At 65.7% G+C, this 26,773-nt stretch carries 24 protein-coding genes; 10 read left to right on the top strand and 14 right to left on the bottom strand.

Translation table 11 applies throughout. The features are described 5' to 3' along the window. Window positions 1-11 precede the first annotated feature (11 nt). From ggt to HV773_RS18210, 5 genes are all read right to left on the bottom strand, one after another. Complete coding sequence (gene ggt, locus HV773_RS18230; protein ID WP_175196216.1) at window positions 12-1,604, bottom strand: gamma-glutamyltransferase; 1,593 nt, start codon at window positions 1,602-1,604, stop codon at window positions 12-14. Between the two features lie 71 nt (window positions 1,605-1,675). Beyond that, complete coding sequence (locus tag HV773_RS18225; RefSeq protein WP_175196214.1) at window positions 1,676-2,470, bottom strand: amino acid ABC transporter ATP-binding protein; 795 nt, start codon at window positions 2,468-2,470, stop codon at window positions 1,676-1,678. A 1-nt stretch (window position 2,471) separates the two neighbouring features. Continuing rightward, complete coding sequence (locus HV773_RS18220; protein ID WP_175196212.1) at window positions 2,472-3,239, bottom strand: amino acid ABC transporter permease; 768 nt, start codon at window positions 3,237-3,239, stop codon at window positions 2,472-2,474. A 15-nt stretch (window positions 3,240-3,254) separates the two neighbouring features. Then, window positions 3,255-4,073 (bottom strand): ABC transporter substrate-binding protein, encoded by an 819-nt coding sequence (locus HV773_RS18215; RefSeq protein WP_175196210.1) that lies wholly within the window; start codon window positions 4,071-4,073, stop codon window positions 3,255-3,257. An 81-nt stretch (window positions 4,074-4,154) separates the two neighbouring features. Further along, window positions 4,155-4,853, bottom strand: a complete 699-nt coding sequence (locus HV773_RS18210; RefSeq protein WP_246282329.1) for a GntR family transcriptional regulator — start codon at window positions 4,851-4,853, stop codon at window positions 4,155-4,157. Between the two features lie 129 nt (window positions 4,854-4,982). Between HV773_RS18210 and HV773_RS18205 the strand changes: the two genes are divergently transcribed. The 4 genes from HV773_RS18205 (at window position 4,983) to HV773_RS18190 (ending at window position 9,059) form a co-directional block, all read left to right on the top strand. Further along, window positions 4,983-5,597: a TetR/AcrR family transcriptional regulator gene (locus HV773_RS18205; RefSeq protein ID WP_175196208.1), complete on the top strand. Its 615-nt coding sequence runs from the start codon at window positions 4,983-4,985 to the stop codon at window positions 5,595-5,597. A gap of 185 nt (window positions 5,598-5,782) precedes the next feature. Beyond that, a complete protein-coding gene (gene gabP, locus HV773_RS18200) occupies window positions 5,783-7,270 on the top strand; it encodes a GABA permease (protein ID WP_377731051.1) in 1,488 nt (495 codons plus the stop codon). 131 nt (window positions 7,271-7,401) lie between these two features. Next, window positions 7,402-8,136, top strand: a complete 735-nt coding sequence (locus tag HV773_RS18195) for an aldolase (RefSeq protein ID WP_175196204.1) — start codon at window positions 7,402-7,404, stop codon at window positions 8,134-8,136. Window positions 8,137-8,210: 74 nt separating this feature from the next. Next, a complete protein-coding gene (locus HV773_RS18190) occupies window positions 8,211-9,059 on the top strand; it encodes an AraC family transcriptional regulator (RefSeq protein WP_175196202.1) in 849 nt (282 codons plus the stop codon). 49 nt (window positions 9,060-9,108) lie between these two features. Here the strand turns inward: HV773_RS18190 and eutC are convergent, their stop codons facing one another. Both eutC and HV773_RS18180 read right to left on the bottom strand, forming a co-directional pair. Next, a complete protein-coding gene (gene eutC / locus HV773_RS18185) occupies window positions 9,109-9,918 on the bottom strand; it encodes an ethanolamine ammonia-lyase subunit EutC (protein WP_175196200.1) in 810 nt (269 codons plus the stop codon). Then, window positions 9,915-11,336: an ethanolamine ammonia-lyase subunit EutB gene (locus HV773_RS18180; protein ID WP_175196198.1), complete on the bottom strand. Its 1,422-nt coding sequence runs from the start codon at window positions 11,334-11,336 to the stop codon at window positions 9,915-9,917. Before HV773_RS18180 ends, eutC begins: the two co-directional genes overlap by 4 nt. 268 nt (window positions 11,337-11,604) lie before the next feature. Between HV773_RS18180 and HV773_RS18175 the strand changes: the two genes are divergently transcribed. From HV773_RS18175 to HV773_RS18155, 5 genes are all read left to right on the top strand, one after another. After that, window positions 11,605-13,065, top strand: coding sequence for a TolC family protein (locus HV773_RS18175; protein ID WP_246282328.1), 1,461 nt, complete (start codon window positions 11,605-11,607; stop codon window positions 13,063-13,065). A 5-nt stretch (window positions 13,066-13,070) separates the two neighbouring features. Further along, the gene (locus HV773_RS18170; protein WP_246282327.1) at window positions 13,071-14,186 is read left to right on the top strand and encodes an efflux RND transporter periplasmic adaptor subunit; all 1,116 of its coding nucleotides are present in this window, start codon (window positions 13,071-13,073) and stop codon (window positions 14,184-14,186) included. Beyond that, window positions 14,183-17,287: an efflux RND transporter permease subunit gene (locus HV773_RS18165; protein ID WP_175196195.1), complete on the top strand. Its 3,105-nt coding sequence runs from the start codon at window positions 14,183-14,185 to the stop codon at window positions 17,285-17,287. Before HV773_RS18170 ends, HV773_RS18165 begins: the two co-directional genes overlap by 4 nt. A gap of 82 nt (window positions 17,288-17,369) precedes the next feature. Then, window positions 17,370-18,032: a response regulator gene (locus HV773_RS18160; protein ID WP_175196322.1), complete on the top strand. Its 663-nt coding sequence runs from the start codon at window positions 17,370-17,372 to the stop codon at window positions 18,030-18,032. Then, entirely contained in the window at window positions 18,029-19,387 is a 1,359-nt protein-coding gene (locus HV773_RS18155; RefSeq protein WP_175196194.1) for an ATP-binding protein, read from the top strand. Before HV773_RS18160 ends, HV773_RS18155 begins: the two co-directional genes overlap by 4 nt. A 34-nt stretch (window positions 19,388-19,421) precedes the next feature. Here HV773_RS18155 and HV773_RS18150 read toward each other — a convergent pair whose 3' ends face one another. The 7 genes from HV773_RS18150 to HV773_RS18120 all read right to left on the bottom strand — a co-directional run bounded on the left by HV773_RS18150 (window position 19,422) and on the right by HV773_RS18120 (window position 25,280). Then, entirely contained in the window at window positions 19,422-19,805 is a 384-nt protein-coding gene (locus HV773_RS18150; RefSeq protein WP_175196193.1) for a nucleotide pyrophosphohydrolase, read from the bottom strand. Window positions 19,806-20,179: 374 nt separating this feature from the next. Beyond that, window positions 20,180-20,605 (bottom strand): VOC family protein, encoded by a 426-nt coding sequence (locus HV773_RS18145; RefSeq protein ID WP_175196192.1) that lies wholly within the window; start codon window positions 20,603-20,605, stop codon window positions 20,180-20,182. Window positions 20,606-20,739: 134 nt separating this feature from the next. Further along, window positions 20,740-21,432: a DUF2848 domain-containing protein gene (locus tag HV773_RS18140; protein WP_175196191.1), complete on the bottom strand. Its 693-nt coding sequence runs from the start codon at window positions 21,430-21,432 to the stop codon at window positions 20,740-20,742. Between the two features lie 15 nt (window positions 21,433-21,447). Further along, window positions 21,448-22,794 carry an amidase gene (locus tag HV773_RS18135; RefSeq protein ID WP_175196189.1) on the bottom strand — a complete coding sequence of 449 codons (1,347 nt, stop codon included), beginning with the start codon at window positions 22,792-22,794 and terminating at the stop codon, window positions 21,448-21,450. 2 nt (window positions 22,795-22,796) lie between these two features. After that, window positions 22,797-23,183 (bottom strand): cupin, encoded by a 387-nt coding sequence (locus HV773_RS18130; protein ID WP_175196187.1) that lies wholly within the window; start codon window positions 23,181-23,183, stop codon window positions 22,797-22,799. A gap of 41 nt (window positions 23,184-23,224) precedes the next feature. Beyond that, window positions 23,225-24,706 (bottom strand): 4-hydroxyphenylacetate 3-hydroxylase family protein, encoded by a 1,482-nt coding sequence (locus HV773_RS18125; protein ID WP_175196185.1) that lies wholly within the window; start codon window positions 24,704-24,706, stop codon window positions 23,225-23,227. A gap of 31 nt (window positions 24,707-24,737) precedes the next feature. After that, complete coding sequence (locus HV773_RS18120) at window positions 24,738-25,280, bottom strand: flavin reductase family protein (RefSeq protein WP_175196183.1); 543 nt, start codon at window positions 25,278-25,280, stop codon at window positions 24,738-24,740. Between the two features lie 268 nt (window positions 25,281-25,548). Here HV773_RS18120 and HV773_RS18115 point away from each other — a divergent pair, with 268 nt between their 5' ends. Beyond that, entirely contained in the window at window positions 25,549-26,772 is a 1,224-nt protein-coding gene (locus HV773_RS18115; protein WP_175196180.1) for an IscS subfamily cysteine desulfurase, read from the top strand. Window position 26,773 lies beyond the last annotated feature (1 nt).

Genomic DNA, 26,773 nt, shown 5'->3' with positions numbered 1-26,773 from the left:
CAGTCACGCCCTCAGTATCCGAGCGCGCATCCATCCTTTCGATGATCGGATGCGCCCGTCAGCACGCCTCGCTCCCAGTCGATGCGGATCGCCTGCGAACCGCCAATCGGTCCGGCGCTGGGCACGAGCGCGAAGCCGCGATCCGCGAGCACGGCGCGCGTGGCTTCGGGCAGCGTCGATTCGATTTCCACCGTGGCCGTGCCCGGGCGCGGGAACACGCGCGGCAAATCCATCGCCGACTGCATGTCCAATCCGTAATGCAGCACCTTCGACAGAAAATGCGCGTGCCCCATCGCCTGATAGTGGCCGCCCATCACGCCGAAGCTCATCTGCACGCGGCCATCGCGCGCCACCATGCCGGGGATGATGGTGTGCAGCGGGCGTTTGTGCGCGGCGATTGCGTTCGGATGCCCCGGCTCGACCGAAAAGCCCATGCCACGATTGTGCAACATCACGCCCGATTCCTTGCCCATCAAGCCGCTGCCAAATGGATAGAACAACGAATTAATGAAGCTCACGCAGTTGCGGTCGCGATCGACCACGGTGATATAGACCGTATCGCGATGCTCGACCGAGGTGAGCGCGGCGGCCGGGTCCAGCACGCGTTCGAGGTCGATGCGGCTGCGCAGTGCGTCGATGTAGTCGTCGGAGAGCAGGCGCTCGACGTCGACACGCTGCTCGCGCGGGTCGCCCAGCACCGCATCGCGCACCGCGTAGGCGATCTTGGCCGCTTCGATCTCGCGATGCAGGCGATCCGGGTCGAGCGGGCTGCCTTCGGCGTCGTACTTGTCGAGCAGCCTCAGCAACAGTAGCGCGATCATGCCCTGCCCCGCCGGCGGGCATTCGATCACGTCGTAGCCGCGAAACTTCGCGCGGATAGGCGTCACGTATTCGCCGCTGAACCCGGCGAAATCGTCGAGCGTGTGCAAGCCGCCGTGCTCCTGCAACTTGGCCACGAGATCGGCGGCCACCGCGCCGCGATAGAACGCGTCGCGCCCCGTCTCGGCAATCGCGCGCAGCGTGTTCGCAAGGCGCGGCTGCCGGTGGGTTTCGCCCGCGCGCAGCGCCGCGCCGTCGACAAGCATGGTCTTGGCCGCCACCGAGTCGCGCGCGAGCGTTTCCACTTCGGCGGCCCAGTCGCGCGCGGTGCGTGGCGCGACGGCGTAGCCTTCTTCCGCGAAACGGATGGCCGGCGCAAGGACGTCGCGCAGCGGCAGGCGGCCGTGGTCGCGATGGAGCGTCGTCCACGCATCCACGGCGCCGGGCACTGTCACCGCGTGCGGCGAATGGCGCGCAATCGTGGTAACGCCCATCGCACGCAAGCGCTCCGTGCTCGCGGCGGCGGGCGCCCAGCCCGAGCCGTCATAGGCGATCACGTCGTCGCTGCCGCCGCGCGCATAGAGCGCGAAGCAGTCGCCGCCGATACCCGTGGAACCGGGTTCAACCACGCATTGCACCGCGCACGCGGCAATCGCGGCGTCCATGGCGTTGCCGCCTGCGGCCAGGATCTGGATGGCGGTGAGCGTGGCGCTCGGGTGCGAAGTCGCGGCCATGCCATTGCGGGCCATCACGAGCGAGCGACCCGGCGTTTCGAAGTTACGCATCAGCGCACTCTCCTTTTTTTGGTGTCCTGAAGATATTCAATCGAAGGCGGCAAGACCACCTTCGATACGGATTACACGGGCGCGGCGGTACGCAAGGTGCGCCGCAGGAAGGTCTGCGTGCGCGGGTGCGAAGGCGCAGTAAAAATGCGCTCGGGCGGCCCTTCCTCGATCAGCTCGCCCTGGTCGAGCACGACCACGCGGTCGGCCACCTCGCGGGCGAAACCCATCTCGTGCGTGACCACCACCATCGTCATGCCGTCTTCCGCCAGCTCCTTCATGACCTGCAGCACCTCGCCCACGGTTTCCGGGTCGAGCGCGCTGGTCGGCTCGTCGAACAGCAGCACCTTGGGCTGCATCGCGAGCGCTCGCGCGATGGCGATGCGCTGCTGCTGCCCGCCGGATAGCTGCGATGGATAGTGGTCGGCGCGATCGGCGAGTCCCACGCGCGCGATCAGCGCCTTCGCCTGCTTGACCGCTTCCTCGCGTGGCATTTTCAGCACGTGGATGGGCGCTTCGATCACGTTCTCCAGCGCGGTCATGTGCGGAAACAGATTGAAGCGCTGAAACACCATGCCGATGTCGCGGCGCTGGCGCGCGAGCGTGCGCGCCGAATCGCGCACAAGCGTGCCGTTCGGACGCTCGACAAAGCCGAGCAACTTGCCGTTCACGCGCACGCGCCCGCTGTCGTATGACTCCAGCAAGTTGAGGCAGCGGATGAAGGTGGTCTTGCCCGATCCCGACGAGCCGATCAGCACCACCACCTCCCCCTTTGCGACGCTCAGCGAGATCCCGTTGAGCACCTTGGTCGAGCCGAAGGACTTATGAATGTCCGACGCCTCGATCACGATTTCCCGTGCTTCGTTCATATCAGCGCCCCCGCAGCAGCTTCATCGTTTGCGCGCCGAACAGACGCGTGTTCGTGGCCGGCTTCGCCTCGCCGCGGCCGAAGTGCGCCTCCAGCCGCCGCTGCGCGAAGCCCCACAGCGTCGTGAGCGCGAGGAAGTAGATGCCGAGCACGAGATAGAGCTCGAACACGCGGAAGTTCACCGAGGTGATCATCTGCGTGCTGAGCAGCAGTTCCGGCACGCCAATCACGCTCACGAGCGTGGTGTTTTTCAGCATCACGTTGAACTCGTTGCCGAGCGGCGGCACGATCACGCGCAGCGCCTGCGGCAGCACGACCCGGCGCATGAGCAGCACCGACGTCATGCCGAGCGAGCGCGACGCTTCGTACTGCCCGCGATCGACCGAACTCAGCCCCGCACGGATGATCTCCGCCTGATAAGCGGCCGAATTCATGCCGAGCGCGAGCACCGCCGCCTGGATATTGCCCGGCAGCGTGATGATGCCGAAGTCGAGATCGTGAAAATGGAAGATGTTCGCGGCGGCGAACGCCGTGTACAGAAACACGATCTGCATGAGCAGCGGTGTGCCGCGCATGACCCAGATGTAGCCGCGCGCAAGCGACTGCACCGGCAGGCTCGACGAAAGCCTCATGAGCGCGACGACAAGACCGAGCGTCGCGCCAAGCACGACCGCGCACGCGCTGATCGAGAACGTGAGCCACAGCCCGTGCAGGTATGCAGGGCTGGGCTCCAGCAGGAATTTCCGGAAGATTTCCCAACTGAAATTCATGGCGTCACCCCGCGCTCAATAGCGATCGTTTTCGAGCTTCCAGGTCGAGAGCATCTTGCCGTAGCGGTCGCTCTTCACGAGGTCGGCCACGACCTTCGCGACCGCAGGCGAAAGCGGCTCGCCCTTGCGCGCGCCAATGCCCGTGGCGATGCGGTTGAACCCCGGCACGGCCTCCTCGAACATGTCGCCCGATGCCTGGCGGAAGTGCGCGGCGCTCTCCGAGGTGGTGCCGTAGGCGTCGACCTGTTGCAGGCGGAACGCCTGAAATGCATCGGCATCCGAACTATAAACAACGATGTTCATGGGCGCCTTGCCCGCTGCGGTGAGCTTCTGATTCTCCTTTTCGAGCAGCGAACTGATGGTCGTGCCGTTGAGCACGCCGACCTTCATGCCCGAAAGATCGTCGAGCGAGCGCACGTGGCGCGGGTTGCCGCGCGGCACCATGATCGACTGGCTCGAATACATGTAGTCGACGATGTCGATGATCTGGCGCCGCTCGGGCTTGTCGAACAACTGGCCGATCACGAGGTCGCATTGGCGCGCCTGCAGCGCGGGAATCTGCCCGCTGAACGACATCACCTTCCACTCGACCTTGAGATTGCCGAGCTGCTTCGCCACGTCGTGCGCGACATCGACGGAGAAGCCGCGCGGCTGCTGATTCTCGTCGTAGGACGCGAGCGGCGGCGCGTCCATGCTCGAACAGTAAGTCAGCGTGCCGCTTTTCACGAGGCCCAGATCGGCCGCATGCGCCGTGGCGGCGCCCGCAAGCTGCGCCAGAACCGCGACGCCGGCGCAGGCGGCAAGACGAAAACGCTTGAACTCTATTGCTGACATCGGGAGGCTCCTGGCTGAATGTGGGCACAACCTGTGGGACACAACGAGTGGGGCACAACGACTATTAGGCAAACCGGCGCGTCATTCCCGCGACGCCGGCGATTCGAGAAATTCGATGATCTGCGGAACGGTGGATTCGATATGCGCGCGCAGCGCCTGCTCGGCTTTCACGGGGTCGCGCGTGCGCAGCGCGTCGATCAGGATCTGGTGGGCGTCGCGGGCGCGCTTGCGCCTGAACGTCGCCTGCTCGATCCACAGGCGCATGGGGCCTTCGATCAGTGTGTAGAGCGAGAGAATTTGCTGATACAGGCGCGTGCGGCCGCTGATTTCGCACAGGTATTCGTGAAACGCGCAGTGGCGCTGCACCCACGTATCCGTATCGCCGACACAGGCGTCCATGTCTTCCAGCAGGCGCTCGAGTTTCGCGAGGTGCGCTTCGGTGCAGCGCGGCGCCGCCACGCGCATCGCAAGCCCTTCGAGCGCGATACGCATGTCGAAGATGTCCTGAATCTCGTCGACGGAAAGGCCGCGAACGATCGCGCCGCGGTTGGGACGCTGGATCACCAGGCCCTCGCTGTGCAAGCGCCGCAGCGCGGCGCGCACCGGCATGCGGCTCATCGAAAGCGCTTCGGCAACGGTCTCCGCGACGATGCGCTGGCCCGCCGCATAGCGGCCTTCGATGATCGCCTCCAGCATGAAGCGATAGGCCTCTTCCTCGGCGGATAGCGCCAGTCCAGCAGTGCTGCGAACGTTGGTGGCATGCATGGTGCGGTGCGACATGACGCCGCGTCCGGTTGTGCGATGTCGGTGAGCGTACTCCAGCTGGATTTTTGGATCCAGTCTTTCAAAAAAGAGTTTTTGCCGGTTGGCGGATTCAGGCTGATGGGGGATGAACGGTAAAATCCCGCCATGGATCCCACCGCCTCCCCCCAGCGCCTGACCGACCGCAAGCGCGCCGCCATTCTTGCGGCGGCCATCGAGGAATTTCTCGCGGCCGGCTACGACGCCACCAGCATGGACCGCATTGCCGCGCGGGCGAGCGTCTCGAAACGCACGGTTTACAACCATTTCCCAAGCAAGGAAGCGCTGTTCGCGGCGATCCTGCATCGGCTCTGGGACGCCAGCCAGGACAGCGTGCCGCTCGCGTACCGCGCCGCCGAGCCGCTGCACGAGCAATTGCTGGCGCTCCTGCTACGCAAGCTGCGCCTCATGGCCGACGATTCGTTCCTCGCGCTCGCGCGCGTGGCGATCGGGGCGGGCATCCACTCGCCCGAGCGCGCGCGCGACATGGTCGCGCGCATGGGCGAGCGCGAGGAGGACGTCACCGCATGGATCCGCGCGGCAGCCGCCGACGGCCGCCTGCGCGTCGACGACCCGCTGTTCGCCGCACATCAGCTGCATGGGCTCGTGAAAGCGTTCGCGTTCTGGCCGCAGGTGACGATGGGACAGCCGCCGCTGGGCGAAGACGAACAACAGCGCATCGCACAAGCGGCCACCGAGATGTTTCTGGCGCGCTACGCGTGAGGCACGGCTGAGGCATCGAGCCACGCACGGCCCACACCACAATCATTCGGATTCCGAACTTATTAACAAATGCACCGAATGACTTGTCGCACGATCGAATTCCATCGATTTTCATCTCGCAAACCCCGCGAAAAATGAGATTCCGGCAAATTTTTTATGCGGAATCACGCCATTATCAAGCGCGCATGGATTGGCCCTTGACGTCCCTTCATCGGCAAACGAGACTCTCCGCGCCGTATTGGACTCAAATGATTGACTTTGGAGACAACATGCAGGTATCGAACGACGCTCAATTAAGCAATGGACTCAAGCAGCGGCACGTCACGATGATGTCGATCGGCGGCGTGATCGGCGCGGGGTTGTTCGTGGGCTCGGGCCACGCAATCGCGGAGGCCGGCCCGGCCGCCCTGCTTGCCTATATTTTCACGGGCGTGCTCGTCGTGCTCGTCATGAGAATGCTGGGCGAAATGGCCACGGCGCAGCCCGACAGCGGCTCGTTCTCAACCTACGCGGACCAGTCCATCGGCCATTGGGCCGGATTCACGATCGGCTGGCTGTACTGGTGGTTCTGGGTGCTCGTCATCCCCATTGAAGCCACTGCCGCCGCCACCATTCTCAACGCGTGGTTTCCCTCCATTGCAACGTGGGTCTACGCCCTCGGGATCACCTTCATCCTGACCGTTACGAATCTTCTTTCGGTCAAGAACTACGGCGAATTCGAGTTCTGGTTCGCGCTGGTCAAGGTGGTCGCCATCATCGTGTTTCTCTGCATCGGCGGCGCGGCCATCCTCGGCGTGCTGCCGCATTCGGGCGTGTCGGGCGCTTCGCGGCTCGTGGAAAACGGCGGCTTCATGCCCAACGGGATCGGCGCCGTTCTCGCGGCCATGCTCACCACCATGTTCTCGTTCATGGGTACGGAAATCGTCACCATCGCCGCGGCCGAATCGCGCAACCCGCGCCAGCAGATCGTGCGCGCCACCCGCTCGGTCATCTGGCGTATCTCGCTGTTTTATTTCGGCTCGATCTTCGTCGTCACGGCCATCGTGCCGTGGACCGATCCGGGCCTGACCTCGCAGGGCTCGTATCAGCGCGCCATGGAACTGATCGGCGTGCCGCACGCAAAGGCCATCATCGATATGGTGGTGCTGCTGGCCGTGGCGAGCTGCCTGAACTCCGCGCTTTACACGGCGTCGCGCATGCTCTTTTCGCTCTCCGTGCGCAACGACGCGCCGGCGATGCTGCGCTCGACCGACAGCGCGGGCACGCCGCGTGCTGCCGTGCTCGCCTCCACCGCGTTCGGTTTCCTCACGGTGATCGCGAACTACCTGGTGCCCGAGCGCGTCTTCAGCTTTTTGCTGGCCACGTCGGGCGCCATCGCGCTGCTCGTGTATCTCGTCATCGCGGTTTCGCAACTGCGGATGCGCAAAAAACTGGACCTGGCCAAGGATCCGCTTCAGTTGAGAATGTGGTGCTTCCCGTGGCTGACGTGGGTGGTGATTGCGTTCATCTGCGGCGTGCTGGTCGCGATGCTGATGGGCGAGGATCACCGGACCGAAGCGGCGGCAACGGGCGCACTGGCGATTTGTGTGGTGGTGGCTTCGTGGCTGAATCAGCGCCATCAGCAACGCCAAAAGCAGGCTCACGCTCAACGCGCGGCCACGCGCGTCCACTGAGTTACCCGATCGAATCTCCCCGGCTTGGGCTAGACATCGACGCCACAAGCCGGGAAACTGGAGTCAGCCGGGCACGCAAGCGACGCGCCACGAAGACTGAAAACGCCCGGCCTGAAACAGGAGATCGAAGGATGAACGAGTTTCCGGCCATATTTCACGACCCGGGCGTCGAAAAGCTGCGCGCGGATCTCGCGCTTGCGCTGCGCGCAGCCGCGTATTACGGCCTCGGCGAAGGCGTCTGCAATCACTTCAGCGTCGCGCTTCCCGGCGAGAACGGACTCTTCCTGCTGAATCCGCGCGGCTTGATGTGGAGTGAAGTCGGGGGCGACGACATCGTGATCGTGGACGCGGCCGGCGCCGTGATCGCGGGCCGGCACGAAGTGGAGCCCACGGCCATGTTCATCCACGCCGCGATCCATCGCATCGCCGGCAAGACCTGCGTCCTGCACACCCACATGCCTTACGCCACGGCGCTCACGCTGACCGAGGACTGCGGGCTCGACACGGCCCTTTCGCAAAACGCCATGCGCTACCACGGCCGCATTGCGCTGGATCGCGAATACAACGGTCTCGCGCTCGGCCCCGAGGAAGGCGAGCGCATCGCGCACGCGCTGGCCGGCAAGGACATCGGCTTCCTCGGCAATCATGGTGTGGTGGTGTGCGGCGAGCGCATCGATTACGCGTTCGACGACCTCTATTATCTCGAGCGCGCATGCACGGCGCAGGTGCTCGCACGCTCGACTGGGCGCGCGTTGCGGCCCGTGGCCGCCGACCTCGCACAACGGGTCGCGAGCCAGGTACAGGGCGAGCGATTGCAATCGGAGCTGTTCTTCGCGGCTTTGCGCAGAACGCTGCCCAACGCGTAACAGGAAACGCCGGAACACCTCGCCAGAGTAGCGCGCCTCTGCGCTATTTCCGCTTGTTCGCGCCCATTCAAGCCATGCCGAAATCCCGCCCTCAGGCCGCCACGACCGCGCGCAAGGTGCTGCAACACGTGAGCCCGCCGCCGTTCGCGGACACGCTGCCCGTGCCGGTCTATTTCCGCACCGAGCACTTGCCGTCGCACGCGCGCTATCCAACCATGCGGCATCCGTGGGGCGAGTTCGTCTATTCGTTCAGCGGCATCACCGAGGTCACGGCCGGCGAGGAATACTTCCTCGCGCCGCCGCACATGGGCCTGTGGATCGCACCCGGCACCGAGCACGTCGGCTTCAATCATGCGGAGACGGTGCACTGCTCGGTCTATATCAGCCGCGAGCTGTGCAGCGCGATGCCTGCGCAAACCTGCGCGATGATGGTCTCGCCGCTCGTGCGCAGCATGCTCGATCATTTGCGCGCGCTGCCGCCGGCGGGACACGACGGCAGCGAGTCGCCTGCGCGCGCACGCCTGCTTCGCGTGCTGGTGGACCTGCTTTCCACCTGCGCCACCACCGGCAGCTATCTCCCGCATGCAGACAACTCCGAGTTGAACGCCGTACTGCAAGTCTTCCACGGCAATCCCGCCGACAACCGCCCGCTCGCCGAACTCGCCGCTGCCTTCCATATGAGCGAGCGCACGCTGATGCGCCACGCGCAGCGCGAACTGGGGATGTCGCTGACCGAGTGGCGCGCGCGCCTGCGTCTCGTGAGCGCGTTGCCGTTGCTGCAAGCGGGGCGCAGTGTGGAATCCGTGGCGCTCGATCTGGGTTATGCGACTTCGTCGGCGTTCATCGCCATGTTTCGCCGCCTCACGGGCACGAGTCCGGGCAAGTTCGTGGCTCGCCCAGCCAATCATCAGGTATCCGAATAAAATCGCGCGCAAGCCACGCGTTGTCAATTCGTGGCTTGCCTGTTCGATCCTACGTGGGCCCGATCCGCCTCGCGTCTTGTCCCCCTGGCAGCAGTGCGTCGCTATCGTCCTTGAGGCCCACGCCAGTGAGCCCGAGCCGCCGCGCGTGCGTGAGCAGATAGTGGAGCTTATGCGCGGCCCCATCGTAGGGCAGGCCCTCGGGCCGCACGTTCGAGATGCAGTTGCGCATAGCGTCGTAGCAGCCCACCTTCGGCGCCCAGGTGAGATACACCCCCAGGCTGTCGGGCGAACTCAGGCCCGGCCGCTCGCCGATGAGCATCGCCACGAGCTTCGCGCCCAGCAGTTCGCCAATCTCGTCGCCGAGCGCGACGCGCGCCTGACGCGCCACCACCACCGGACCGACATGCCAGCCGTGGCCCGCAGCGGCGTCTGCGTTCAAGCGCTCGCGCACCGCTTGCAGGAGCGGCATGGCCTGCTTGGCGGCCGCTAACGCGGAGAGGCCGTCGCCGATCACGAACACGATGTCGGGGCCTGCGTTGTTCGCCTTGCCCGCCTCGGCCAACACCGCGCGGCTCTCGTCCGAAAGCCGACGCCCGAGATCGGGGCGGCGCAGGTAATGCTCGCGGTCGGGCGCTGCGCTTGCCGCCGCGAGCGTCGCGAAGCCCGCCGCTTCGAGTTCACTTCGCAACGCATCGACGTCGAGCGGCTGATGCACGGCATCGCGCGCCTGCGCGTGCGCAAGATTGAACGCGAGCAGCGGCGCGGTCGGCAGGCCATTGCCCGCGCGGCCCAGCGCAATGCGCGCGTTCGTGAACGCCTTCAGCTCAGCCCACGGATTCTTTTCGACGGCATCGCTCATTGGCTCACTCCCATCCCGTTCGCCATTGCGCTGTCGATCCATTCCTGCGCCCCCGCCAGCAGCGGCACGCGCGGCGAGGCGGGCAGCAGCGCGCCGTGCGCGTCGGCAATCTCCATCGTCTCCAGCCACTCCTCGAACTCGGGCGCGCGCCGCAAGCCCAGCACGTCGCGCACATAAAGCGCGTCGTGAAACGAGGTGCTCTGGTAGTTCAGCATCACGTCGTCGGCGCCGGGAACGCCCATGATGAAATTGATGCCTGCCGTGCCCAGCAGCGTGATCAGCGTGTCCATGTCGTCCTGATCGGCTTGCGCGTGGTTCGTATAGCAGATGTCGCAACCCATCGGCACCCCTAACAACTTGCCGCAGAAATGGTCCTCCAGTCCCGCACGAATGATCTGCTTGCCGTCGTAGAGATACTCGGGGCCGATAAAGCCCACCACCGTATTCACGAGGAACGGGTCGAAGCGGCGCGCGACGGCATAGGCGCGCACTTCGCAAGTCTGCTGATCGACACCATGATGCGCATTGGCCGAAAGCGCGCTGCCCTGCCCCGTCTCGAAGTACATGAGGTTATTGCCCACCGTGCCGCGCTTGAGCGCGAGAGCCGCCTCGCGCGCCTCGGCCAGCAGCGCGAGCGAGATGCCAAAACTCGCGTTGGCCTTCTCAGTGCCCGCGATCGACTGGAACACGAGGTCGACGGGCGCGCCCTTCTCGATCGCCGCGATCGTGCTGGTGACATGCGTGAGCACGCACGATTGCGTGGGCACGCGATAGCGCTCGCGAAATTCGTCGATCATCGCGAGTAGCTTCACGATGGCGGACAGACTGTCGGTGGCCGGATTGATACCGATCATCGCATCGCCGCAGCCGTACATGAGGCCATCGAGCATCGAGGCGGCGATGCCCTTCACGTCGTCGGTCGGATGATTCGGTTGCAGGCGCACCGACATGTGCCCGGGCAGCCCCACCGTATTGCGAAAGCGCGTGACCACGGGGCGCTTCTTCGCCACCGCGATGAGGTCCTGGTTGCGCATGAGCTTGGAGACCGCCGCCGCCATCTCCGGCGTGATGCCCGGCCCCACGCGTTCGAGCGTTGCGGTATCCGCTTCGGGCGAGAGCAGCCAGTTGCGAAAATCGCCCACGGTGAGATGCGAGACCAGCGCGAACGCATCCTTGTCGTGCGTATCGACGATCAGTCGCGTCACTTCGTCTTCCTCATAGGGCACCAGCGCCTCATTGAGGAAGGTCTTGAGCGGCACGCTGGCGAGCGCCATCTTCGCGGCCACGCGCTCCTCTTCGCTTGCCGCCGCCACGCCCGCGAGCTGGTCGCCGCTGCGCAGTGGGCTCGCCTTGGCGAGCAAGGTTTTGAGGTCCGCGAAGCGGTACGTGCGCGGACCAATCGTTTCCGTGTAGGACATCGATTCCACCCCTCCTGTCTTGCCTGATATTCGAGGCCGCGTCGCAGTGCACGCGGGTTGCCAGCAACAAGCATAGCCCATAGCGCGCGACTTTCATTTTGCCTACACAGCATGATGCCGCGCGCGATCGCGACCTTAAGGGTGACATAAGTGTTTTCCCTGCACAATGCGCCGCAAGTCCGCCGAGCGTGCATTGCCGCGCGGTGTTTTCAGCCGTGATCCGGCGGCGCGAGTTCTGCGCCACCGCCCCTGTATCGAGGAACGCACGTTGTCCCGCACGCCTTCCTGCTTGCCACCTCATTCGCCGTTGCCGCGCACAACGCTATGCAGCGCCATTTCGGCGGCCTTGCTGCTCTCGGCCTGCACCGTCTATCACGCGCAGCCCTTACCCGCGGGCGACTCGCTGCTCACGCATGATGCCCTCGCTCGCGTGCAGATCGATTCCTCGAAGATGCCGCTGCCCGAGCTTGCCGCGCATCGCTTCGATCCGTCCGACGGCTTCGACATCGACGAGGTCGCAATGCTCGCCGTCGCGAACAATCCCGACTTGAAGCTCGCGCGCGACGATCTCGGCATCGCGCAAGCGCAGGCGTACTCCGCAGGGCTGCTGCCCGATCCGCAAGTCGCGATATCGAGCGATTACCCGGGTGCGGCCGGGCTTTCTCGCGCATTCAGTTACGGCCTGAGCATGGATGTGATGGCGATCGTCACACGCAGCGCGAACAAGAAATCCGCCGATGCCACGGTGCGCAAGATCGACTTCGGCCTGCTCTGGCAAGAATGGCAGGTGGTGACGCAGGCGCGGCAGCTCTATGTGAAGGCGTGCTTCCAGGACGAGGTGCTGCCGCTGCTCGCGCAGCAAGAGGCATTGGCGCACACGCGCTACACGCGCACCGCGCACGCCGCGAGCGAGCACAACCTGACCGCCGACACCGCCACCGCCTCGCTCACGGCCTGGGAAGACGCGCGCAAGCAGTACGCCGACATGGAGCACGCGCGCGAGCAGACGCGCCACGACCTGAACGCATTGCTCGGCCTCGCACCCGATATGGATCTGCCGCTCACGGGAGCCGCGACGGTCGAGCCGCTCGACGCAGCCACGCTAGACGCGGCGATAGCGGCACTGCCCCAGCGCCGCCCCGACCTGATCGCCCTGCAAGCGGGCTACGAAGCGCAGGAGCAGAAGTACCGCGCGGCCATCCTCAACCAGTTCCCGAGCCTCTCGGTGGGCTTCACGCGCCAGCGCGATACTTCGGAGATCTACACGAGCGGCTTCGGCATCAATCTCTCGCTGCCGGTCTTCAACCGCAACCGCGGCAACATCGCCATCGAGCAGGCCACGCGCCAGCATCTCGCCGACGAATACCAGAACCGCCTGAACGCCGCGTACGCCGATATCGCCCACCTGCGCGCCGATAGCGCGATCGCCACTCAGCAGCTCGTGCAGGACGAAGCCGCCCTGCCCGAACTCGACCGCGCGGCGGCGCATGCTCACGACGCCTACGCGGCGCACGACATCGTGCTCGGCCAGTATGTCGATGCGCGGAGCGCCGCGCTTACGCGCCGCGTCGATGCCGCCTCCGCGCGTGATGCGCTCGCCGAGCAGCGCATCGCGCTGCAAGCGCTGCTCGGCAGCGCGATCCCCGATCCCTATGGCGACGCGCATGCCACGCCAGGCGCCGATGCGCCCGTAGCCACCAATCCCCCCCACGCCACCGCCAACCGTTGATGCCCATGCAAGAACGCGACTTTTCCCTGCGTGCGACCGCATACGCCCTGCTCGCCGCAAGCGCAGCGCTGATGTGCGCGCATCCCGTTCATGCCGACACCGGCAATGCCGCCGAATCCGCGCCCTCCGTGGCCGTGCAGGTGGTGCCCGTGTCGCGCAAGCCCGTTTCCCAACAGGTCGTGGCCTATGGCGTGGTGGGCGCATCCGGCGCGAGCACCGTCACCGTGAGCCTGCCCTATATCGCGCGCGTCACGCGCGTGTTCGTGCAGCCGGGCCAGACGGTCGCGCGCGGCGCGCCGCTGTTCGTCGTGCAGGCCGATCCCGGCACGGTGGTCGCGTTCACCCAGGCGCAAAGCGCGGCCACGCTCGCGCGCGGCGAACTCGCGCGTACTCAGGCGCTCTACCGCGACGGCCTCGCCACGCAATCGCAGCTCGCCAGCGCGCAAAAAGCGCTCGACGACGCCCAGCAGGCGCTCGCGGCGCAAAGCGCGGCGGGCGTCGCGGCGGGCGCCAAGACCCTCGCCGCGCCGGTGGCCGGCGTGGTCTCGCAACTGAGCGCCGCGCCCGGCGATCAGATTCAGGCCGGCGCCGCGCTCGCGCAACTGGCCGGCGCGAATGCCGCCAGCGCGCACGCCGCGAATGTGTCGCTCGGCGTCGAGCCCGCCGACGCGGCGACGATTCGCGCGGGCGACCGCGTCGTGCTCCATCCGCTCTCGGCCCCGCAGCAGTCGATGCAGGCGCAAGGCCAGGTGGCCATGGTCGGCGCGGCAGTCGATGCACAAAGCCAGCTCGTCAACGTCGGCGCCAGCGTGCCGCTCGCGGGCACGGCGTTCCTGCCCGGCACGCGCGTGCGCGCCGAAATCGACACGCAAACCGGCACCTGGTGGGAGGTGCCGCGCGCGGCCGTCCTGCAGGACGCAAAGGGGCAATACGTGTACCAGGTGATGCCGGGCAACAAGGCGCACCGCGTGGCCGTGACCGTGAAGGTCGAACACGGCGGCAGCTACGGCGTGGATGGCGCGCTCGACGCCGCGCGCGGACTCGTCGTGAGCGGCAACTACGAACTCGAGGAAGGCATGGCCGTGCGCTCGGCCAAGGCTGAGCAAGGCGGCGCGCGATGACCTTTGGCCAATGGATGCAGCGCCATCGGCGCTCGCTGCTGTTCGTGATCGCGCTGGGCGCCATCGCAGGCGCGCTCACCGCCGTGCGCCTGCCGATCTCGCTGTTTCCGAACGTCTCGTTCCCGCGCGCGGTGGTCTCGCTCGATGCGGGCGACCGCCCCGCCGAGCAGATGGCCACGCTCGTCACCCTGCCCGTGGAAGAAGCGCTGCGCCGCGTGCCCGGCGTGCGCGACGTGGAGTCGACGACCAGCCGCGGCTCGGCGCAAATCTCGCTGAACTTCGACTGGGGCACCGACATGGCGCAGGCCACGCTGCAGGCGCAATCCGCCATCGCCGAGATTCTCGCGACGCTGCCCTCCGGCACCACCATGCAGGTGCGCCGCATGGACCCGACGGTCTTTCCAGTGCTCGCGTACAGCCTGACCTCGTCGCGGCTCTCGCTCGCGCAGCTTCACGATCTCGCGCAATTTCAACTGCGCCCGCTGCTGTCTTCCGTGGCAGGCGTGGCGCGCGTGGATGTCGCGGGCGGTGCGCGCGACGAACTCGAAGTGGCCGTCGATCCGGCACGCCTCGCCGCGTACAAACTCTCCGTGGCCGACGTCTCGCGCGCGATCGGCGCGGGCAATGTGCTGATGGCGACGGGGCGCATCGAGGACCACGACAAGCTCTACCTCGTGGTGGCGAACGCGCCCGTGAACGGCATCGACGCACTGAAGAACGTGGTGGTGGCCACGCCAGGCCAAAACCAGGCCAACCAGGTCCGGCTCGGCGACATCGCCACGGTCACGCAAGGCACGGTGCCGCAGTGGATACGCGTAACGGCTGACGGTAAGGATGCCGTGCTCATCAATGTCTACCAGCAGCCCGGCGCGAACAGCGTGGCGATGGCGGCCGCCGTTCGCGCGCGCCTCGCGAGCTTCGGCAAGCAGATGCCGCCGGGCGTCCACATTTCGAACTGGTACGACCAGAGCGAACTGGTGATCGCTTCGGCCACGAGCGTGCGCGACGCCATCATGATCGGCGTGGTGCTGGCCGCGCTCACGCTCTTCGTGTTCCTGCGCAACGTGAAGATCACGCTGATCGCCGTGGCGCTCGTGCCCGTCGTGATGGCCGCGACCATCCTCCTGCTCGACGTTTTCGGCATGGGCTTCAACATCATGACGCTCGGCGGCATGGCCGCCGCCGTGGGCCTCGTGATCGACGACGCCATCGTGATGATCGAGCACATCGCGCGGCGCATGCGCGAAGCCGGTGCGCACGCGTTCCATGGCCGCGTGATGAGCGCGGCGCTCGAATTCACGCGGCCGCTCGCGGGCTCTTCGGCGGCCACGCTCATCATCTTCGTGCCGCTCGCGTTTCTCTCGGGCGTGACGGGCGCGTTTTTCAAGGCGCTTTCGGTCACCATGGCCAGCGCCCTCTTCATCTCGTTCCTTGTGACGTGGCTCGCCATCCCGATTCTGTGCGACCGCTGGCTCACCGCGCAGGACGCCGAGGAACACAGCGAAACGCGCTTCGCCGCATGGCTGAACCGCCACTACGCGCGGCTCGTCGCGGCCGTGAGCGCGCGGCCCGTGTGGGTGCTCGCGCTGATCGTGCCGCTCGCGCTGCTGGCCGCGCTCGCCTTCACGCGCGTGGGCAGCGGCTTCATGCCCTCGATGGACGAAGGCGGCTTCGTGCTCGACTATCACACCCGGCCCGGCACCTCGATCACCGAGACCGACCGCCTCATGCGGCAGGTCGAAACGATCATTCGCGCCAATCCGAACGTGGCCACCTACTCGCGGCGCACCGGCGCGGGCCTCGGCGGCGACCTCAACGAGCCGAACAAGGGCGACTTCTTCGTGCGCCTGAAGTCGGGCAAGCGCGAGCCCATCGAAACGGTCATGGAGGAAATCCGCTCGCAGGTCGAAACCCAGGTGCCGGGCGTGAGCATCGAGCTCGCGCAGCTGATGGAGGACCTGATCGGCGACCTCACGGCCGTGCCGCAGCCGGTGCAGATCAAGATCTACTCCGACGACCAGAACGTGCTCGACGGCACGGCCGAGCGCGTGGCCGCGCGCATCGGCAAGATCCCCGGCGTGGTCGACATCGACGACGGCATCAACCCCGCCGGCGACGCCATCGACCTGCACATCCGGCCCGACGCCGCCGCGGCCGAGGGCATGGACCCGCAAGCCATCGCGCAGCAGGTGAGCGACCTGCTCGACGGCAACGTGGCCACGCAGTACCAGGACGGCCCGAAGAGCATCGGCGTGCGCGTGCGCGCGCAAGGCGCGCTGCACATGACCGACACGGCGCTCGGCCAGTTGCCGATCCGCGCGCCCGACGGCCATGTGTTCGCGCTCTCGCGCGTGGCCGCGCGCGTGACAGTGAGCGGGCAGCCCGAGATCAGCCGCGACAACCTCAAGCGCATGGTCGCGGTCACGGCGCGCATCGACGGGCGCGACCTCGGCTCCACCATCGCCGACGTGCAGCACGCGCTGGCCGACCCGAACCTGCTGCCAACCGGCGTCTACTACGAGCTGGGCGGCCTCTACCAGCAGCAGCAGATCGCCTTCAAGGGGCTCGTTGCCGTGTTCGGCGCGGCGGTCGCGCTCGTGTTCGGGCTGCTGCTGTTTCTCTACGAGCGCTTTCGCGTGGCACTCGCGGTCATGGCCATGCCGCTGCTCGCGACCGGCGCGGTCTTCATCGGCCTGTGGGTGACCGGCATCGAGCTCAACATCTCCGCGATGATGGGCATGACGATGATCATCGGCATCGTGACCGAAGTGGCCATCTTCTACGTCTCCGAGTTCCAGAACCTCGTGCGCGACGAAGGCGTGCCGGTGCCCGAGGCGCTGCTGGCCGCCGGCCGCAACCGCCTGCGCCCGATCGCCATGACCACCATTGCCGCGATCCTCGCGCTGTTGCCGCTCGCCTTCGCGCTGGGCCAGGGGTCCGCGATGCAGCAGCCGCTCGCGGTGGCGATCATCTCGGGCTTGATCGTGCAAATGCCACTCGTGCTGCTGGTGCTGCCGGCGCTGCTGCGCCTGCTGCTGGGCGCGGGCCAGCACGGCAAACCCGCCGGCAAGCGCCAGGCGGCGCGCCATGGGGAAGGCTGAAGCACAAAGAGACGAGGAGGGCTGTGCCATGCGCGCACCTGAGCGACAATTGCAGATGGAAGAAGCAACCTGGAGCAACACAATGCGTCTCTTGCTCGTCGAAGACGACGAAATGATTGCCGAGCCCGTGCTCGACGCGCTGCGCCGCGAAGGCTACGCCGTCGACTGGGCGAAGGACGGGCGCGAGGCCGAACTCTCGCTCGCCAACGACGTCTACGACCTCGTGTTGCTCGACCTGGGCCTGCCGAAGAAGGACGGCGTGAGCGTGCTGGCCGCCTACCGCCGGCGCGGCGGCGAAGCGCCGATCCTGATCCTCACCGCGCGCGACAGCGTGACCGACCGCGTGAGCGGACTCGACGCGGGCGCCGACGACTACCTCGTCAAGCCCTTCGATCTCGACGAACTCGCGGCGCGCGCCCGCGCGCTGCTGCGGCGGCGCACGGGCCGCAAGCAGCCTGTCTACGAGCATGGCGACCTCGCGCTCGACCCGGCCGCGCACGAGGTGACCCAGGGCGGCGAACCCGTCTCGCTCGTGCCGCGCGAGTTCGCGCTGCTGCACGTGCTGATCGAGGAGCCCGCGCGCGTGTTCACCAAGGCCGAACTCGAAGAGCGGCTCTACGGCTGGGGCGAGGAGGTGGGCAGCAACACGATCGAAGTGCATGTGCACAGCTTGCGCCGCAAGATTGGCGCGGAGCAGATCGTGACGGTGCGCGGCGTGGGGTATCGGCTCAAGAGGGGCGAATGAGATCGATCCGCCGCCGGCTGCTGGGCTGGCTGATCTGCGGGTTCGCGGCCGGATCGGTGGTGGCGGGCTTCGGCATCTTCCACACCGCGCATGACGAGGCGAACGAACTGTTCGACTACGAACTGCGCGCAGTCGCGCTCTCGCTGCCGTCGAACCTCACCGAAGGCCATACGGCACACGCGGCGCCCGACCTGCAGGGCATCGCCGACGACCGCATCCTCATCGAGATCTGGGACGCCAGCGGCACGCCGATCTATCACACCTCGCACGACACGCTGCTGCCGCGCAGTCCGCAAGGATTCCATACGATCGAACAGGCGGAAACGCACTGGCGCACTTTCGGCGTGCAGCAAGCCGGGCGCTTCGTGCAAGTCGCCCAGCCGATCTCCGTGCGCGAAGCGCTGGCGCTGCACCTCGCGTTGCATACGCTCTGGCCGCTCGCGCTGTTCGTGCCGGTGGCCATTGTGCTCGTGCTGTTCGTCGTGGCGCGCGGGCTCGCACCGGTTGGCGCGCTTTCGGCGCTATTGTCCGCACGCTCGTACAACGTGCTGGAGCCGATCCGGCTGGACGGTTCAGCGCCCGTCGAGCTGCGCCCGCTGGTGGAGGCGCTCAACGGCCTGCTGCAGCGCCTGAACACCGCTTCGCAGGCGCAGCGCACCTTCATCGCCGACGCCGCACACGAACTGCGCTCGCCACTCGCGGCGCTCAAGCTGCAATTGCAGGCGGCGCTGCGCGACGGCACGCTCACCGGCGAGCCGCACACGACCGAGCGCATCGAAACCCGCCTGAACCGCCTGATCCGGCTCGTGCAGCAATTGCTCACGCTCGCGCGCGAGGACGCGCAGCCGGCGCTGCCCGTCGCCGTGGTGAGCCTGCGGCGCCTCGGCGAACAGGCGATCGGCGACTTTTCGCTGCTCGCCGAAGAAAAGGACATCGACCTCGGGCTCGAAATGCGCGCGCCCGTGACCGAAGGCGATGCCTGCAACGTGGCCGCCGACCCGCATGGGCTCAACACGCTGCTGAACAATCTGCTCGACAACGCGATCCGCTATACGCCGCGCGGCGGCAAGATCGATCTCGTGCTCACGCGCACGGGCGAGCAACTGGGCTTCGAAGTCGTCGACAACGGGCCCGGCATTCCCGAGCAAGATCTGGGCCGCGTGCTCGACCGCTTCTATCGCGCGAGCCATGTGCAAGGCACCGGCAGCGGTCTCGGCCTCTCCATCGCGATGCGCATCGCACAGCGCCACGATCTCCAACTGGTGCTGCGCAACAATTCGGACGGGCACGGGCTGACCGCGGCGGTCAGCGGATTGCGTCCACGCGTGCAAGCGCAGGCGGACGCGCAGGCCTGAGCCCGCGCTTCGCGCTCCCTGCACCATGGGGACGTCAAAGCTCGCTGTGCTTTCTCGCGTTGCCCCTCGCCTTATCGGCCGGATAGCGGGTCTCATTCAGCCTCACCTTGTCCGCCGCCGCCTTCACCAGATCGAAGCCCGCCGTATGCGCCACCAGCAGCAGATAGATGAATACATCGGCGCATTCCTGCTCCAGGTGCGCGCGGTCACGCGGGTCGGCCACCAGCGCGGCGATCTGCGCGTCGTCCTTCCACTGGATCGTTTCGAGTAGCTCGCCGGCCTCGATGCTCGTCGACACGATCAGGTTGCGCAGCGTGTGAAATTGCTGCCAGTCGCGCGCGTCGCGGAAGGCAAGGACTTGCTCCATGAGACGGTCGAGCGGCGTGGGCGCGGTGGGGTTTGGCGAGGGTTCGGTCATGGCGGTGGGTGCTAAAAGATCGAAGCGGAAAGATCGAATAGGTTAACGCCCAGGCACCGGAGTTGCGGTGTCATTGGGCAGGAGACCAGCAAGCGACGTGCTGGACGGAAGAGTTGCTAGCACGCAACGCAAATGCGAGAACTGAGCGGTTTACCTCTCTTTGCTCATGAATTCGTCCCACGAATTGCAGCCGTAGACTAGTCTTGCATTCAAACAACGATGGTTTGATGGGGGAACAAAATGAACGTGACCAACTGGATCGTAGTGCTCGACTGCGCCTACATGGAATATTCGAGCTGGCTCGGGAAGAACATCTACCGGCGCACCGTCGCGTACGATCGCGTCGTGTGGTGCTGAACGAGGCAAGCGCCGCCTCAGGGAGTGGATTCCAGCCACTGCGGATTCCAGGCGACTTCCCAGAGATGCCCATCGGGGTCCTGGAAATAGCCTGCGTAGCCGCCCCAAAATGTGTCGTGCGCGGGTTTTACAATGCGCGCGCCCGCCGAAGCCGCTTGTGTCATGGCGGCATCCACCTCGGCTTTCGAAGCAACGTTGTGACCCAGGCTGAGCTCGGTAGGGCTGGCTGGCCCCACCGCCAGCCCCGTGTCGTGCGCCAGGCTCGCGCGTGGCCATAGCGCCAGGCGAAGGCCGGGTTGCAGGTCGATGAACACCACGGCCCCGTGCTCGAATTCCTTGCCTACGATGCCTTCGGTGGGAAACCCCAACCCATCGCGGTAAAAGCGCAATGAAGCTTCAAGATCGTCGACGCCTAGCGTAATGACGGTGATGCGGGGTTTCATGAGATGGACTCCCTGTGGGTAAAGCGTGACGCCGATGCAGCCAGCAGGCTGCCCAGCGTACGCTTGGCGCGCAACGAAGTCTAATCGCATGTCCGGTTCCGCGTTCGAACGCGTCAGCCCCGTCAGCCCATACGTCAGCCCACCACAGGCAGCGTCTCGACCTCATACGCATGCCGCAGCGTGCGCCCGAGCACGGGGTCTTCAAGCACGACCTCGAACGCCTGCGCGGCGCGGATGCCGCCAATCGCCGCCAGCGTGCCGCACAGCATCGCGGTGCCGTCTTCGAACTGACCGCCCCGGCTCGCGAACTGCGCGAGCAAATCTTGCGGACTGCGCATCGCCGTGACCTTGCCTTCCTGATACAGCACGCGCTCGCCGTCGATCGTCGCGTACGAGCGCAGCAGCAGATCATCCCAGTGGCCGGCCACTTCGCTCAGGCGCCACAGCGTGTCCGAGCAGGGCTTCTCGCACATCTGCTTGGAGACCGTGATCCCATAGGTTTCCACCTGACGATCGGTGTGATCGGAGGCAATGCCAACGAAGGTTTCGCCGCCGGCCTTCACCAGCACGAACTCGGCCTCGCCGCTACTTTCCTCGCCCGTGACCTGAATGGACGGCGCCGCGCCGATGCGGTCCGCCGCCACGCGATAGAACACCGGCGTGTAAGCGGGACGCTTCACACCGAGTTCTTCGAGTTCGCGAATGTGCTTTTCCATGGCGACCGTGTCGCGCCCGGTCCAGCCGGCGATGACCAGGTTGTTGATGGTGATCGCGCGCTCGGTGTATCGGCCGGCGCCCTCTTCGATCCTGAACTTGATGACCTTCACAATATCCTCCTTCCTTTAATGGGTTTGGCGCACGACGTTCTCGACGCCCATGCCGATCGAGAGCAAGCGCCGGTCGCTCATGTGCCGGCCCATCAGCATGAGTCCAACCGGCGCGTCTCCCGGCGCGTGGCAAGGGATCGAAACGGCGCACAGGTCGAGCATGTTGGCGATGGCGGGGTTGCGGAGCAGCAGGCGGTTCGTCGCGGTGTACTCGGACTCCTCCGCGAGATCGGCGATGCGCGGCGCGACGATGGGAACCGTGGGGCAAACCACGGCGTCGTAGGGCTGGAGTTCGTTGTCGGCGCGCAGGCAGAGTTCCGAGCGCAATGCCTTCATGCGCAGATACTCCGCGATGCTGTTCTGGCTGCCGAGGCGGATGCGCGACAACACACGCGGGTCATACTCGCCCGCATGCTCCTTGATCAGCCCGACGTGCCACGACCAGGCCTCCATGGCCACCAGGCCGCCGTGCTCGCCAAGCGCGCCAAGACGCTGCCAGCTGTCGAACGCCACTTGCTTGACGAATGCGCCGGCCGCGCTCAGCCGTGCAATCGCCCGTTCGAACGCGGCCGCGACGTGCGCATCGAGACCCTCCATCACGATGGCCGAAGGCACGGCAAAGCGCAGTCCAGCGAGCGCTTGCGCTTCATAGGGCTGGAGCGCCAGTTCCCCCGCCATGATCGAATCGAGCGCGGCGCAACACGCGACGCTCGGCGCCATCGAGCCCACCGAGTCGTAGCTCGTCGAGAGCGGCACCGCGCCTTGCAGCGGGATGCGTGCGGCAGTTGGCTTGAAACCCGCCACGCCACACAGGGCGGCGGGAATCCGGCACGATCCTCCGGTGTCCGAACCGATCCCCGCAGCGGCCATGCCATCCGTGACCGACACGGCCGCGCCCGACGACGAGCCGCCTGGAATACGCCCCGCCGCCCGGTCGAACGGATTCGCCGGCGTGCCGAAGTGCGGGTTGATGCCGAGCCCCGAATAGGCGAACTCGGTCATATTGGTTCTGCCGACCAGCACCGCCCCCGCCGCGCGCAGCCGGCCAATCGCCACGGCGTCGCGGGCAGCCGGCGCGCCGGATAGCGCCCGGCTGCCGGCCCGCGTGACTTCGCCCTGAATGTCGAACAGGTCCTTGACCGAAACCGGAATGCCCGCGAGCGGCCCGGCCACGCCGAAGCGGCGCATCGCATCGCTGGCTTCGGCCTGCACCATCGCCGAGGGACTCGCGCCATGCGGAAACACGCGCCGCCCTTCGCCGGCGCTATCCTCGATTCGCGCCACGCACGAGGCGACCACTTCCGCCGCATCGGTCTGACGATCCGCGAGCCGGGCTCGCAATGTGTCGAGCGTTGGCAACATGATCAGGCCGGATCGTAGTAGTGGATTTCCAGCAGCACGCAGCCGTCGTTCGACTTGAACGGGCCGTGCCATGCGCCGGGCGGGCGCACTGCATAGGTGTAGCCCTTGAAGGGCTTGCCGCCCTCGCCGCGCTCGTCGTTGCCGACGGTCAGGTCGCCCTCGACGAGGAAAACCTCTTCCCAGTAGTCGTGCACGAACGGCTTCTTCGTAAAGAGCCCTGCGGGCAGGCGCAGCAGGCGCGTGCGGCTGCCGCGCTTGTTGACCGTGTCGAGTTCGCCGGAAAGAATCAATTCCTGCGCGCCGGATTCGGGATCGTAGCCTTCGGGAAGGCGCCAACCGTTTGCCATGTCCAGCCCATGAAACTCGTCATGGAGTTTATTGATTGCCATGTGTCTCTCCTTGATGGAATGTGAATTGCGTCGACCCGCGCTCAAGCGGCGCGCGGCGTTCTCGCCAGTTCCTGTTCGAGCGAATAGCTCGACAGCAGGTTGTCGACGAGGCCCGTGGCCTTGCGCCAGTCATAGGTGCGATAGGCGTGACCCTTGGTCACGAACGATGCGCCGGCATAGAACAACTCGTACTGGTTGTGGCGCGAGGCGAATTCCGATCCCACTGCGTCCCATGCGAGCTTGAAGAACTTGACGCGTTCTTCGGAACTGCATACCGGCGACTTCTGGGTCTTTTCGATGATGCGCAGCAGTTCGGGATTTTCGAAGTCCTGAATGCTCGAAGGCAGCATGATCATCCCGCCGCCCGCGAGTTCGCGCAGCGTGTTGAGAATCTTCGAGTACAACTGCTGCGTGAGCACCTGCGAGCTGTACAGCATGTTGCGGTCGGGCACGTAGTAGCCGTTGACCATGGTGCCCTTCGCTTCCATGCCGTACACATAGGCCTCGACCATCGACGCTTCCGCCGAAAGCTGCCCGAGCGCCTCGCGTACCTGCGGGAAGCTGTTGGTGCCGTTCACTTCCGAGATCTTGAGACCGAGCCCAACCAGGAAGCGCAGCTTCGTCATCAGGCGGACCTGGCACTGGTAGTTTTGATAGACGTGCGCCGGCGTGGCGTGAAACTGCTTCGCGCACAACGAGACGTCGCCGGCGACGAAAATGCGTTCCCACGGCACCTTGACGTCGTCGAAGTACAGCACCGCGTCGTTTTCGTCGTAGCGGCTCGAGAGCGGGTTGTCGAACACCGACGTCGCGTTTTCCTCGTACGACTTGCGCGACATGACCTTCATGCCCTTCGCGTTCATTGGCACCACGAACGACAGCGCGTACATCTCGTCGCCTTCGCGCAGCGGCTGGATGCAGCTGCAGAACACTTCGTTCGCCATGATGCCGCTCGTTGCCAGCATCTTTGCGCCGCGCACGGTGATGCCTTCCGCGTCCTGGTCCACGATGCCCACGGCCAGATACTTGTCCTGCTGCTCGTGCGCCGACTTGGCCTGGTTCGCCTGCGGATTGACGATCACATAGGTCAGGAACAGATCGTTGTCGCGCGCATATTTGTAGTAGTCGCGCAGCGCGCCGGCACGCGCCGGATCGGCTTGCTCGAAGACGTCGATGCCCATGTACATGCCGGCAATGCAGGACGCAACGTGGTCCGGCGAGCGACCCATGAAGCCGAAATGCTGTTCCGTCCAGGCTTCGAGGGCGGCGCGGCGCTCGACCAGTTGCTCATACGAGGTCGGCAGTTCCCAGATCCGGCTCACGCGGCGGCCGGAGTCGGGGGACGCGAACGTCATCTTCTCGACGTTTTCCGGGCGCGCCTGGTAATCGTAGAGATTCGCGTAGCTGCGAATGGAATTGCGAAACGCAGGGTGCGATGTCACATCGCCCACCGGCTTGCCATTGAGGAATACCTCGCGCCCGTCGCGCAGCGATGCAATATGTTGAGTTCCGTTCTTGATCACGATCTTCTCCAGAGTGAATTCGTATGCGGTATTACGCCGATGCGGTTTGAACAACGTCGAGGGAGCGGTAACGTCCGCCAAAGAAAATCAGGGGGCGGCCGTGGGCGCGCGCCTGGTGGCGCGTGACGCGGCCCACGAAAATCACGTGATCGCCGCCGTCGTATTGCGCATAGGGTTCGCATTCGAAGGTCGCGAGCGCGTCGGGCAGGAGCACGGCGGCGTCGCGCTCGCTGGCCTCGCTGTCGCGCCAGCTCCATTTGTCGCCATTTGCCTTGGCGAAACGGTTCGACATGTCCTGCTGGGTCTCGTCGAGCACATTGACGGCGTAGCCGGACGCGCCGCACAGATCGGCGAGGCTCAGGCTGCGTCGGTCGACCGAGAACAGAATCAATGGCGGATCCAGCGACACCGCATTGAACGAAGCCACCGTGATGCCAATCGGATGCCCTTCCTGGCGCGGCGCGGTGATGACCGCCACACCCGTGGCGAACATCGACAACGCCGACCGGAACTGCCGCTGAACGTCGACGTTGCCGTCGGGCTGTGCTGTTGTGCTGCCCGTAGTGCTGCCCATCTCGCTCTCCTTGCTTTGTCGCCTTGCGCATCCGTTCCCCACGGCCACAATGCGAGTTAAGTTAGCTTTGTTACATAGCTATTATTAAAGTCAAAACAGAAGAGCGGTTCAAGCTATGGTTTACCACTAATAGAAAGCTTTGTTTGAAAGATAACCATACTGACGGGATGGATGTTGGGGGTTTCGGGAAAGGGGCCGCGCTACACTTCGTCCCGCGAGTTCGCGCTCGCGTGGCCGTAGCAAACACACCGCATCAGGAGCACGATTGATGGAATCCAGGACCGATTCACGCCCGATCTACATGGACTACAGCGCGACCACCCCGGTCGATCGGCGCGTGGTCGAGAAGATGGTGCCCTTCCTGCACGAGGATTTCGGCAATCCCGCATCGCGCAGCCACAGCTATGGCTGGACCGCCGAAGCCGCCGTGGAAACCGCGCGCCAGCAGGTCGCCGATCTGCTGCATGCCGATTCGCGCGAGATCATCTGGACCTCGGGCGCCACGGAAGGCAACAATCTCGCGATCAAGGGCGCGGCGAACTTCTACAAGGGCCGTGGCCGCCATCTAGTCACGGTGAAAACCGAGCACAAGGCGGTGCTGGACACGTGCCGCGAACTGGAGCGGCAGGGATTTGAAGTCACGTACCTGGACGTGGGCGCGGACGGTCTACTCGACCTCGATACGCTGCGCGCGGTGCTGCGCGACGACACCATTCTCGTGTCGGTCATGATGGTGAACAACGAAACCGGCGTCATTCAGCCGATTGCGGAAATCGGCGCGATGTGCCGTGCCAAAGGCATTGTTTTCCACTGCGATGCAGTGCAGGCGGCGGGCAAGATCGCCATCGACGTGAACGCGCTCGGCGTCGATCTGCTCACGGTCACGGCGCACAAGCTCTATGGCCCGAAGGGCATCGGCGCGCTGTATGTGCGCCGCAAGCCGCGCGTGCGTATCGAGGCGCAGATGCATGGCGGCGGCCACGAACGCGGCATGCGCTCCGGCACGCTGCCCACGCATCAGATCGTCGGCATGGGCGAGGCGTTCAGGCTTGCGAAGGAAGAGATGGAAATGGAAAGCGCGCGAGTGGGCGCGCTACGCGACCGGCTGCTGGCCGGGCTGACGAAGCTGGACGAGGTCTATGTCAACGGCCACCTCAAGCAGCGCATTCCCCACAACCTGAACGTCAGCTTCAACTTCGTGGAGGGCGAGTCCTTGATCATGGGGATCAAGGGCGTAGCGGTATCGTCGGGGTCGGCGTGCACTTCAGCGTCGCTGGAGCCGTCGTACGTGCTGCGCGCGCTCGGGCGCAGCGACGAGCTCGCGCATAGCTCGATCCGCTTTACCCTGGGCCGCTTCACGACCGAGGCCGAAGTGGACGAAGTGATTCGGCAGGTGACCGAAACCGTGGCGAAACTTCGTGCGTTGAGCCCGCTGTGGGACATGCACCTGGACGGCGTGGACCTCGAAACCATTCAATGGGCAGCGCATTGAA

The sequence above is a fragment of the Paraburkholderia caffeinitolerans genome (genome assembly GCF_902859945.1).
Lineage (GTDB): Bacteria > Pseudomonadota > Gammaproteobacteria > Burkholderiales > Burkholderiaceae > Paraburkholderia > Paraburkholderia caffeinitolerans.
Note: the sequence above shows the minus strand (reverse complement) of the source record. Positions and strands in the feature narration are given on the sequence as shown.

Bases quoted from the DNA above. Each gene is read 5' to 3' on its own strand.
- ggt (WP_175196216.1), bottom strand. From the start codon at position 1,604: ATGCGTAACTTCGAAACGCCGGGTCGCTCGCTCGTGATGGCCCGCAAT.
- HV773_RS18225 (WP_175196214.1), bottom strand. From the start codon at position 2,470: ATGAACGAAGCACGGGAAATCGTGATCGAGGCGTCGGACATTCATAAG.
- HV773_RS18220 (WP_175196212.1), bottom strand. From the start codon at position 3,239: ATGAATTTCAGTTGGGAAATCTTCCGGAAATTCCTGCTGGAGCCCAGC.
- HV773_RS18215 (WP_175196210.1), bottom strand. From the start codon at position 4,073: ATGTCAGCAATAGAGTTCAAGCGTTTTCGTCTTGCCGCCTGCGCCGGC.
- HV773_RS18210 (WP_246282329.1), bottom strand. From the start codon at position 4,853: ATGTCGCACCGCACCATGCATGCCACCAACGTTCGCAGCACTGCTGGA.
- HV773_RS18205 (WP_175196208.1), top strand. From the start codon at position 4,983: ATGGATCCCACCGCCTCCCCCCAGCGCCTGACCGACCGCAAGCGCGCC.
- gabP (WP_377731051.1), top strand. From the start codon at position 5,783: ATGGATTGGCCCTTGACGTCCCTTCATCGGCAAACGAGACTCTCCGCG.
- HV773_RS18195 (WP_175196204.1), top strand. From the start codon at position 7,402: ATGAACGAGTTTCCGGCCATATTTCACGACCCGGGCGTCGAAAAGCTG.
- HV773_RS18190 (WP_175196202.1), top strand. From the start codon at position 8,211: ATGCCGAAATCCCGCCCTCAGGCCGCCACGACCGCGCGCAAGGTGCTG.
- eutC (WP_175196200.1), bottom strand. From the start codon at position 9,918: ATGAGCGATGCCGTCGAAAAGAATCCGTGGGCTGAGCTGAAGGCGTTC.
- HV773_RS18180 (WP_175196198.1), bottom strand. From the start codon at position 11,336: ATGTCCTACACGGAAACGATTGGTCCGCGCACGTACCGCTTCGCGGAC.
- HV773_RS18170 (WP_246282327.1), top strand. From the start codon at position 13,071: ATGCAAGAACGCGACTTTTCCCTGCGTGCGACCGCATACGCCCTGCTC.
- HV773_RS18165 (WP_175196195.1), top strand. From the start codon at position 14,183: ATGACCTTTGGCCAATGGATGCAGCGCCATCGGCGCTCGCTGCTGTTC.
- HV773_RS18160 (WP_175196322.1), top strand. From the start codon at position 17,370: ATGCGTCTCTTGCTCGTCGAAGACGACGAAATGATTGCCGAGCCCGTG.
- HV773_RS18155 (WP_175196194.1), top strand. From the start codon at position 18,029: ATGAGATCGATCCGCCGCCGGCTGCTGGGCTGGCTGATCTGCGGGTTC.
- HV773_RS18150 (WP_175196193.1), bottom strand. From the start codon at position 19,805: ATGACCGAACCCTCGCCAAACCCCACCGCGCCCACGCCGCTCGACCGT.
- HV773_RS18145 (WP_175196192.1), bottom strand. From the start codon at position 20,605: ATGAAACCCCGCATCACCGTCATTACGCTAGGCGTCGACGATCTTGAA.
- HV773_RS18135 (WP_175196189.1), bottom strand. From the start codon at position 22,794: ATGTTGCCAACGCTCGACACATTGCGAGCCCGGCTCGCGGATCGTCAG.
- HV773_RS18130 (WP_175196187.1), bottom strand. From the start codon at position 23,183: ATGGCAATCAATAAACTCCATGACGAGTTTCATGGGCTGGACATGGCA.
- HV773_RS18120 (WP_175196183.1), bottom strand. From the start codon at position 25,280: ATGGGCAGCACTACGGGCAGCACAACAGCACAGCCCGACGGCAACGTC.
- HV773_RS18115 (WP_175196180.1), top strand. From the start codon at position 25,549: ATGGAATCCAGGACCGATTCACGCCCGATCTACATGGACTACAGCGCG.